This window comes from Streptomyces sp. NPDC054975 (assembly GCF_053609105.1).
On the sequence record NZ_JBSGWV010000067.1, the window covers coordinates 25,059 to 32,002 of the forward strand.

Annotated in this window: 5 protein-coding genes; 3 read left to right on the forward strand and 2 right to left on the reverse strand. The window is 70.9% G+C overall.

Annotated features, from left to right (window positions below):
• Positions 1–134: 134 nt before the first annotated feature.
• Complete coding sequence (locus tag ACWF79_RS32245) at positions 135–998, reverse strand: TetR/AcrR family transcriptional regulator (RefSeq protein WP_453731732.1); 864 nt, start codon at positions 996–998, stop codon at positions 135–137.
• Positions 999–1,398: 400 nt separating this feature from the next.
• Between ACWF79_RS32245 and ACWF79_RS32250 the strand changes: the two genes are divergently transcribed.
• Together ACWF79_RS32250 and ACWF79_RS32255 are read left to right on the forward strand one after the other, a co-directional pair.
• Positions 1,399–2,727 carry an NAD(P)/FAD-dependent oxidoreductase gene (locus tag ACWF79_RS32250; protein WP_453731733.1) on the forward strand — a complete coding sequence of 443 codons (1,329 nt, stop codon included), beginning with the start codon at positions 1,399–1,401 and terminating at the stop codon, positions 2,725–2,727.
• A 106-nt stretch (positions 2,728–2,833) separates the two neighbouring features.
• Positions 2,834–4,474, forward strand: a complete 1,641-nt coding sequence (locus ACWF79_RS32255) for an ATP-binding SpoIIE family protein phosphatase (RefSeq protein WP_453731728.1) — start codon at positions 2,834–2,836, stop codon at positions 4,472–4,474.
• On the opposite strand, the gene ACWF79_RS32260 is transcribed toward ACWF79_RS32255, so the two are convergent.
• Positions 4,471–5,748 (reverse strand): MFS transporter, encoded by a 1,278-nt coding sequence (locus tag ACWF79_RS32260; RefSeq protein WP_453731734.1) that lies wholly within the window; start codon positions 5,746–5,748, stop codon positions 4,471–4,473. The genes ACWF79_RS32255 and ACWF79_RS32260 overlap by 4 nt on opposite strands.
• A gap of 142 nt (positions 5,749–5,890) precedes the next feature.
• Between ACWF79_RS32260 and ACWF79_RS32265 the strand changes: the two genes are divergently transcribed.
• Positions 5,891–6,457 (forward strand): MarR family winged helix-turn-helix transcriptional regulator, encoded by a 567-nt coding sequence (locus tag ACWF79_RS32265; protein WP_453731729.1) that lies wholly within the window; start codon positions 5,891–5,893, stop codon positions 6,455–6,457.
• Positions 6,458–6,944 lie beyond the last annotated feature (487 nt).

Sequence of the window (6,944 nt, forward strand, 5' to 3'; positions counted from 1 at the left end):
TGACGCGCTGAACCTCCGCGTCCACTTACCACTCGTCCGGGGCGACTTCCCGTATCCGGGCGTGACCGCTCACCCGTTCGTGCCATGCTCGACGGTCCGCCCGGACCAGCCCCCGGCCGGCCTCCACCCGGCGACTACCGCGAGCGCAGGCCCTCCAGGAGGATGTCGAGGAGCCGCGCCGAGGCCGCCGCCTGCTGGGCCGCGTCCGGCAGCGCGGGCGCCGCCGTGGCTATGACGAGCAGGACATCGGCCACGGTCACGTCCGTCCGCAGCTCGCCCGCCTCACGGGCCCGGTCCACCAGCCGCCCGACGACTTCCAGGAGCTCCGCCGCACCGGCGTCGTCCTGCTCGGCCCCCGGCACCGCGCGCGGCGCGACCACCCGCGGCTCGGTCTGGTCCCCGAAGCCCCGCTGGTACGGCACGCGGGCCGCGTCCTCGGCCGTCTGCGCCGGAAGCAGCAGCTCGTCGGCGTCCACGCCCACCCGCAGGATCTGCGGCGGCAGCAGACGGCCCGCGCCCGACGCCACCGAGGTCCGCAGGAACCGGGAGAGCGCCGACCAGGGCTCGTCCTCCTGCCCGAGGGCGGTGCGGGCCTGCTCGGTCAGCCGGGCGGTCTCCTCCTCGGCTATCCGACGGACCAGCACGTCCTTGCTCGGGAATCGGCGGTACACCGTGCCGACGCCGACCCGGGCCCGCCGGGCCACGTCCTCCATCGGCGCGCCGTAGCCGAGTTCGCCGAAGACCTCGCGCGCCGCGCGCAGCACATGCTCCAGGTTGCGCTGGGCGTCCACCCGCAGCGGCGCCGACCGGCCGATCGACCCCGACGGCCCGATGCCCGCACCGGAAACCGCACCGGCACCCGGCCCCGAAACCGCGCCCGGCCCGGCAATCGCGGCCGTACCTGTGCCCGTACCCGTACTCACTCCTGCACTGCGTCCGTCGAACGAGCCGTCCGTCGTGCCGACGACGGCCTGCCACCGCGAATCCTGCATGTGCATAAGCGTTCCCCCGCTCATGATGTCTCCCCCCGGAGACTCCCCGCTTCGACAGGGGGCCGACCCGCGTGTACGGCGCTGTGGTCTGTGCGCCGCGAGCCGGAAACCCCGACGACGAACATAGTTGAGTCGAGGTCAATTCAGAAGGGGGAGTTCCGCACGGTGCGCCCCCCGATCGGAGCAAGGGCCTGAACTCTCCCGATTCCGCTCTCACGCGCCACCCCACCCGCCCGCTCTGACCTGCGCACTTCCCCCTGTACCCCCGGTGTGCGCCACCCCGCGCCCCCGCGCACCTCCGGTCACACAATTTGCCGGGCCTGTGGACAAACCCCGAACGGCGTTGCGTCATGGGACAGTGACCGAACCTGCGCGCATTCTCGTTGTCGGCGGTGGCTACGTCGGGATGTACACCGCGCTGCGCCTGCAGCGGCAGCTCAAGGCCGAGCTCAGAAGCGGCGCCGTCGAGATCGTCGTGGTCACGCCCGAGCCGTACATGACGTACCAGCCGTTCCTGCCGGAGGCCGCCGCCGGTTCGATCTCCCCGCGCCATGTCGTCGTCCCGCTCCGCCGCGTCCTGGACAAGTGCCGGATCGTCATCGGCGAGGTCCACGCCGTCGACCACGCCAAGCGGACCGCGACGCTCTCCACCCTCGCCACAGAGGAGGAGGGCACCGGGAACGAACAGCTCACCTACGACGAACTGGTCATCGCGCCCGGCTCGATCTCCCGCACCCTCCCGGTCCCCGGCCTCGCCGACTACGGCATCGGCTTCAAGACCGTCGAGGAGGCCATCGGCCTGCGCAACCACGTCATCGAGCAGATGGACATCGCCTCCTCGACCCGCGACCCGGGCCTGCGCGACGCCGCCCTCACCTTCGTCTTCGTCGGCGGCGGCTACGCGGGCGTCGAGGCGCTCGCCGAGCTGGAGGACATGGCCCGCTACACGGCGCGGTACTACCACAACATCAAGCCGCAGGACCTGAAGTGGGTCCTCGTCGAAGCCGCCGGCCGCATCCTGCCCGAGGTCGGCGAGAAGATGGGCCAGTACGCGATCCGTGAGCTGCGCAGCCGCAACATCGACGTACGTCTGGAGACCCGGCTGGAGTCCTGCGAGGACCGTGTCGCCGTCCTCAGCGACGGCAGCCGCTTCCCGACCCGTACGGTCGTCTGGACCGCCGGTGTGAAGCCCGCGCCGGTCCTCGCCGCCACCGACCTGCCGCTCGACGCACGCGGCCGCCTCAAGTGCACCGCCCGCCTGACCGTCGACGGCGTCGACCACGCCTGGGCGGCCGGAGACGCCGCGGCGGTCCCCGACATCACCGCGGACGAGCCGGGCAAGGAGTGCGCGCCGAACGCGCAGCACGCCGTACGCCAGACCAAGGTGCTCGCCGAGAACATCGCCGCCTCCCTGCGCGGACAGCCGCTCAAGGAGTACGCCCACCAGTACGCGGGCTCGGTCGCCTCCCTCGGCCTCCACAAGGGCGTGGCCCACGTCTACGGGCGCAAACTCAAGGGCTACCCCGCCTGGTTCATGCACCGCGCCTACCACCTCAGCCGCGTGCCGACCTTCAACAGAAAGGCCCGCGTACTGGCCGAGTGGACCCTCTCCGGCCTGTTCAAGCGGGAGATCGTCTCGCTCGGCTCCCTGGAACACCCGCGCGCCGAGTTCGAACTCGCCGCCGCACCCCCGCCCCCCAAGAACGGGCCCAAGAACGGGCCCACGCCAGGCTGACACCGATGTCAGTGCGGTCGGTCACACTGGACGTGTGACCATAGGTGGGCTCACACCTGCACAGAGTGACTCAGCACGGCCAACAAACCACGAGGCATACAGATCCGTGAACTTCACCCGTTGGAGCGCCCGACTCCCCGGCACGCAGCGCCGTACGGCGGCGCGGGGGACCGAAGGCTCCGTGCCCGCGGCCCGCGGTGAGTACGAGCAGCAGCATGAGCCCCTCGCCGGCGACGTCCCCACCCTGGAGGACTTCTCCGCCCGGGAGATGATCGGCCGCCTCCCCGGCCTGGTCGCGCTCGCGCACGGCCCCGAGCACCGCATCGCGTACGTCAACGACGCCTACGCCGCCGCCTTCGGCCCCCGCCCCGCCGGGGCCACGGTCGCCGAGGCCTGCCCCGAGGCCGAGGACCTGGGCCTGCTGCCGCTCATGGACCAGGTCCTGCGCAGCGGAAAGCCCCGGACCGTCAAGTCCCGCAAGACCCAGGACGGCGGCTCGTACACGGTCACCTGCCTGCCGGTGGACTCCCCGCGCTTCGAGGGCGGCGCCGTCCTCGTCCACGCCGCCGACGTCACCGACCACGCCGAGGCCGCCGAGCGGCTGCGCGCCAGCGAGCGCCGGCACCGCGAGACCGCCGTCACCCTCCAGCGCTCCCTGCTCCCGCAGGAGCTGGAGCAGCCCGACGACCTGCGGATCGCCGCCACGTACCAGCCCGGCGGCACCGACGCGGCCGTCGGCGGTGACTGGTACGACGTGATCACCCTGGGGGCAGGACGTACGGCCCTGGTCATCGGGGACGTGATGGGCCGCGGGGTGCGCGCCGCCGCCGTCATGGGCCAGCTCCGCACGGCCGTCCGGGCCTACGCCCGGCTCGACCTGCCCCCGCACGAAGTGCTCCAGCTGCTCGACGGCCTCGCCGCCGAGATCGACGCCAGCCAGATCGCCACCTGCGTCTACGCGGTCCACGACCCCAACGAGGGCAAGCTCGTCTACGCCTCCGCCGGCCACCTCCCGATCCTCGTCAGGGACGAGGACGGCTCGGTCCGCAGCGCCGAGGACCCCACCGGGCCCCCGCTGGGCACGGGCGGCTGGCTGCACACCTCCGGCTCGATCGCCCTGCCGCCGGGCTCGACCGCCGTCCTCTACACCGACGGACTCGTCGAGCGCCGCCGCGAGGACATCGACGAGGGCGTCGCCGCCCTGGAGCGCGCGCTCTCCGGAGCCGTCGGCACACCGCAGGTCGTCTGCGACCGGCTGCTGCGCTCGCTGGGCGTCACCGCCGAGCACGACGACGACGTGGCCGTCCTGGTCGTCCAGCACCCCTCCCGCAAGGGACCGGACGCGGAGCTCTTCCACAACGCGGCCCTGGAGCTGCTCGGCGGAGTGGAGGCGGCCCCACGCGCGCGTGCCTTCGCCACGGGCGTCCTGTCCAGCTGGCGCTTCCCGGTCGAACTGCGCGACCTCGGCGTCCTCGCCACCAGCGAACTGGTGGCGAACTCCCTGAAGCACGGCACGCCGCCCATGCGTCTGCGCCTGCGCCGCACCGACCGGCGACTGATCATCGAGGTCACGGACGGCGACGACCATCTGCCGCGCCGCCGCAGGGCGGAGACGGAGGACGAGGCGGGCCGCGGGATCTCGATCATCGCGACGATCGCCTCGTCCTGGGGAAGCCGCCGCACGCCGGGAGGCGGAAAGGCGGTCTGGTGCGAGTTCGCCCTGCCCGACCAGGGGGTGTCCGGCTAGGCGGCGACGGTCGCCTTCTCCGGCTGGTGCCGGGCGACGACCCGCGAGGCCTTGGTGGCCAGGGACGGCTGGTCCTGCACCGGCGTGAGCTGCCTGCCCAACCGCACGGCCAGGTAGGTGATGCCGAGCGAGAAGAGCACGAAGGTCACGATGTACGGTCCGTGCAGCGCGGCCCCCATGGGCCCGCCCACGGCCGGACCGACGGCCAGCGCGAGCTGCTTGACCAGCGCGAACGCCGAGTTGTACTGACCGACCATCGACTCCGGCGCGAGGTCGGCCACCAGCGGCGCCACGGTCGGCGAGAGCATGGCTTCGCCGAGCCCGAAGAGCGCGTACGTGGAGATGAACGCCGCGGTCGCCATCGCCTGGCTGCCGTGCCCGAGCCCCGCGTACCCGGCGATCACCCACGCGACGGCCCAGATCAGACCGACGGCCGCGATCACCCGGCTACGGCGCCGGCGCTCGACGAACTTCAGCACCACGAACTGGGCGACGACGATGACGGCCGTGTTGGCGGCCAGCGCGATCCCCAGCGTCGACGGCTCGATCCCGGCGGCCTCGGTGCCGTAGGCGGCGAGACCCGACTCGAACTGTCCGTAGCAGGCGAAGAAGAGGACGAACCCCAGGACGCACAGCTGCACCATGGCCTTGTGCCCGAGCAGCGCCCGGACGCCGCCCTTCTGCGAGCCGGCCGGACGGGTGTCCTGCAGGGCGGGCGAGCCCGGCATCCTGACGGTCATCACGATGGCGCCGAGCACCAGGAACATGACCGCTTCGATGGAGAACAGCAGCAGGAAGCTGTCGGGCCGGCTCGCGTCGACGAGCTGGCCGCCGATCAGACCACCGACACCGAGCCCGAGGTTCTGCAGGAAGAACTGCATGGCGAATGACCGGGTCCGGGTGGACGGGTCGGAGCACCAGACGATCATCGTGGCGAGCGCCGGCTGCATCACGGCCGTACCGGCACCGAGCAGCGCGGCCGAACCGACGGCGGCGGGCACGCTGCCCGAGAGCCCCATGCCGAGCGCGCCGAGCGACGCGAGCACGGCGGCCACGAGAAGAACGGGGACGGGGCCGCGCCGGTCGATGGCGCGTCCGCTGAAGGGCAGGACGACGAGTGCGGCCATGGCGAAGACGGCGAGCACGATGCCCGCCGTGGTCGCGCCCAGGTCCCGCACCTGAGCGACATACACATAGAGGTACGGAACGGTGAAGCCGAGTCCGAACGCGCTCAGCGCGCTGCCTGCCTGGATCCGGCGCATCGCTGCACCCATCGCCTTGGTCACGCTCACCCACTTCGATCGCGGGTTCACCCCTGTAGGACTGAACCCTGAAGACTTAAACACTAAAGTTAGATGCTTAACAATACACATGGAAGGACTTCAACGCCAACGAGGAGCGTGGGATACTCCCCGCATGTCCGACACACCCGAGCAGTCCGGCCCGCAGTCACCGCAGGAGCCGACCCTCGACGAGCAGATCGCGGCCTACCAGCGCGAGTACCGCGACCTGGACCCCCAGGTCGAGAAGGTCGTCTCCGCCCTCGGCAGGCTGAATCGCCGGATGAACGTGGCGTACGGCCGCCAGCTGGCCGACCTCGGCATCAGCAACGCGGAGTGGGAGGTCCTCAAGACCCTCGTCCTGGCCGGCGCCCCCTACCGCCTGGGTCCGGGTGAGCTGGCCAAGCGCCTCGGCCTGACCCCGGCCGCCATGACCCACCGCATCGACCGCATGGCGGGCGAGGGCCTGGTCACCCGCGACCGCGACGAGAGCAACCGCGTCCGGGTGATCGTGGAGCTGACCGACGAGGGCCGCTCCAAGTGGCTCGAGGCGATGCGCATGGCGACGTACTTCGAGGAGGAGCTCCTCCAGGACCTGACGGTCGACGAACGCGCCGGCCTCGGCGACATGCTGATCCGCCTCCTGCGCAGGGTCGAGCACACCCAGCCGGACGCGGGCGGCCGGCTCACCGACCTCGACTGAGGGGTCACCGGGCGGGGGTTGACACGCCCCTGCCGTATCCGTAGTGTTCTCCGAGTTGTCACGGGGCCGGAACGGTTCTGCGGCAGCCACTCCCGCCGCTTGATGCGGCACCTCAACTCAGCACGATCTCCCGACCGGGACGAATATCGGCATGCCGAAATTCATTTCGAAAGGCTCGATTATGAGCCGCCCGGGAAATCCGCTAGAGTTTGAGCGTCGGAACGGCCCAACAGCCGCGAAGACAACCCCCTCTGACTGGGAATCAGGCCCGAAAGGATCTGATAGAGTCGGAAACGCCGGAAGGCCGAAACGGGAAACCGAAGAAGCCGGAAAGCACCGAGGAAATCGGATCGGAAAGATCTGATAGAGTCGGAAACGCAAGATCGAAGGGAAAAAGCCCGGAGGAAAGCCCGAGAGGGTGAGTACGAAGGAAGCGTCCGTTCCTTGAGAACTCAACAGCGTGCCAAAAATCAACGCCAGATTAGTT

What these genes read in the sequence shown, in the direction of transcription:
- ACWF79_RS32245 (WP_453731732.1), bottom strand. Translation starts at nt 998, where the DNA reads ATGCACATGCAGGATTCGCGGTGGCAGGCCGTCGTCGGCACGACGGAC.
- ACWF79_RS32250 (WP_453731733.1), top strand. Translation starts at nt 1,399, where the DNA reads ATGTACACCGCGCTGCGCCTGCAGCGGCAGCTCAAGGCCGAGCTCAGA.
- ACWF79_RS32260 (WP_453731734.1), bottom strand. Translation starts at nt 5,748, where the DNA reads ATGGGTGCAGCGATGCGCCGGATCCAGGCAGGCAGCGCGCTGAGCGCG.
- ACWF79_RS32265 (WP_453731729.1), top strand. Translation starts at nt 5,891, where the DNA reads ATGTCCGACACACCCGAGCAGTCCGGCCCGCAGTCACCGCAGGAGCCG.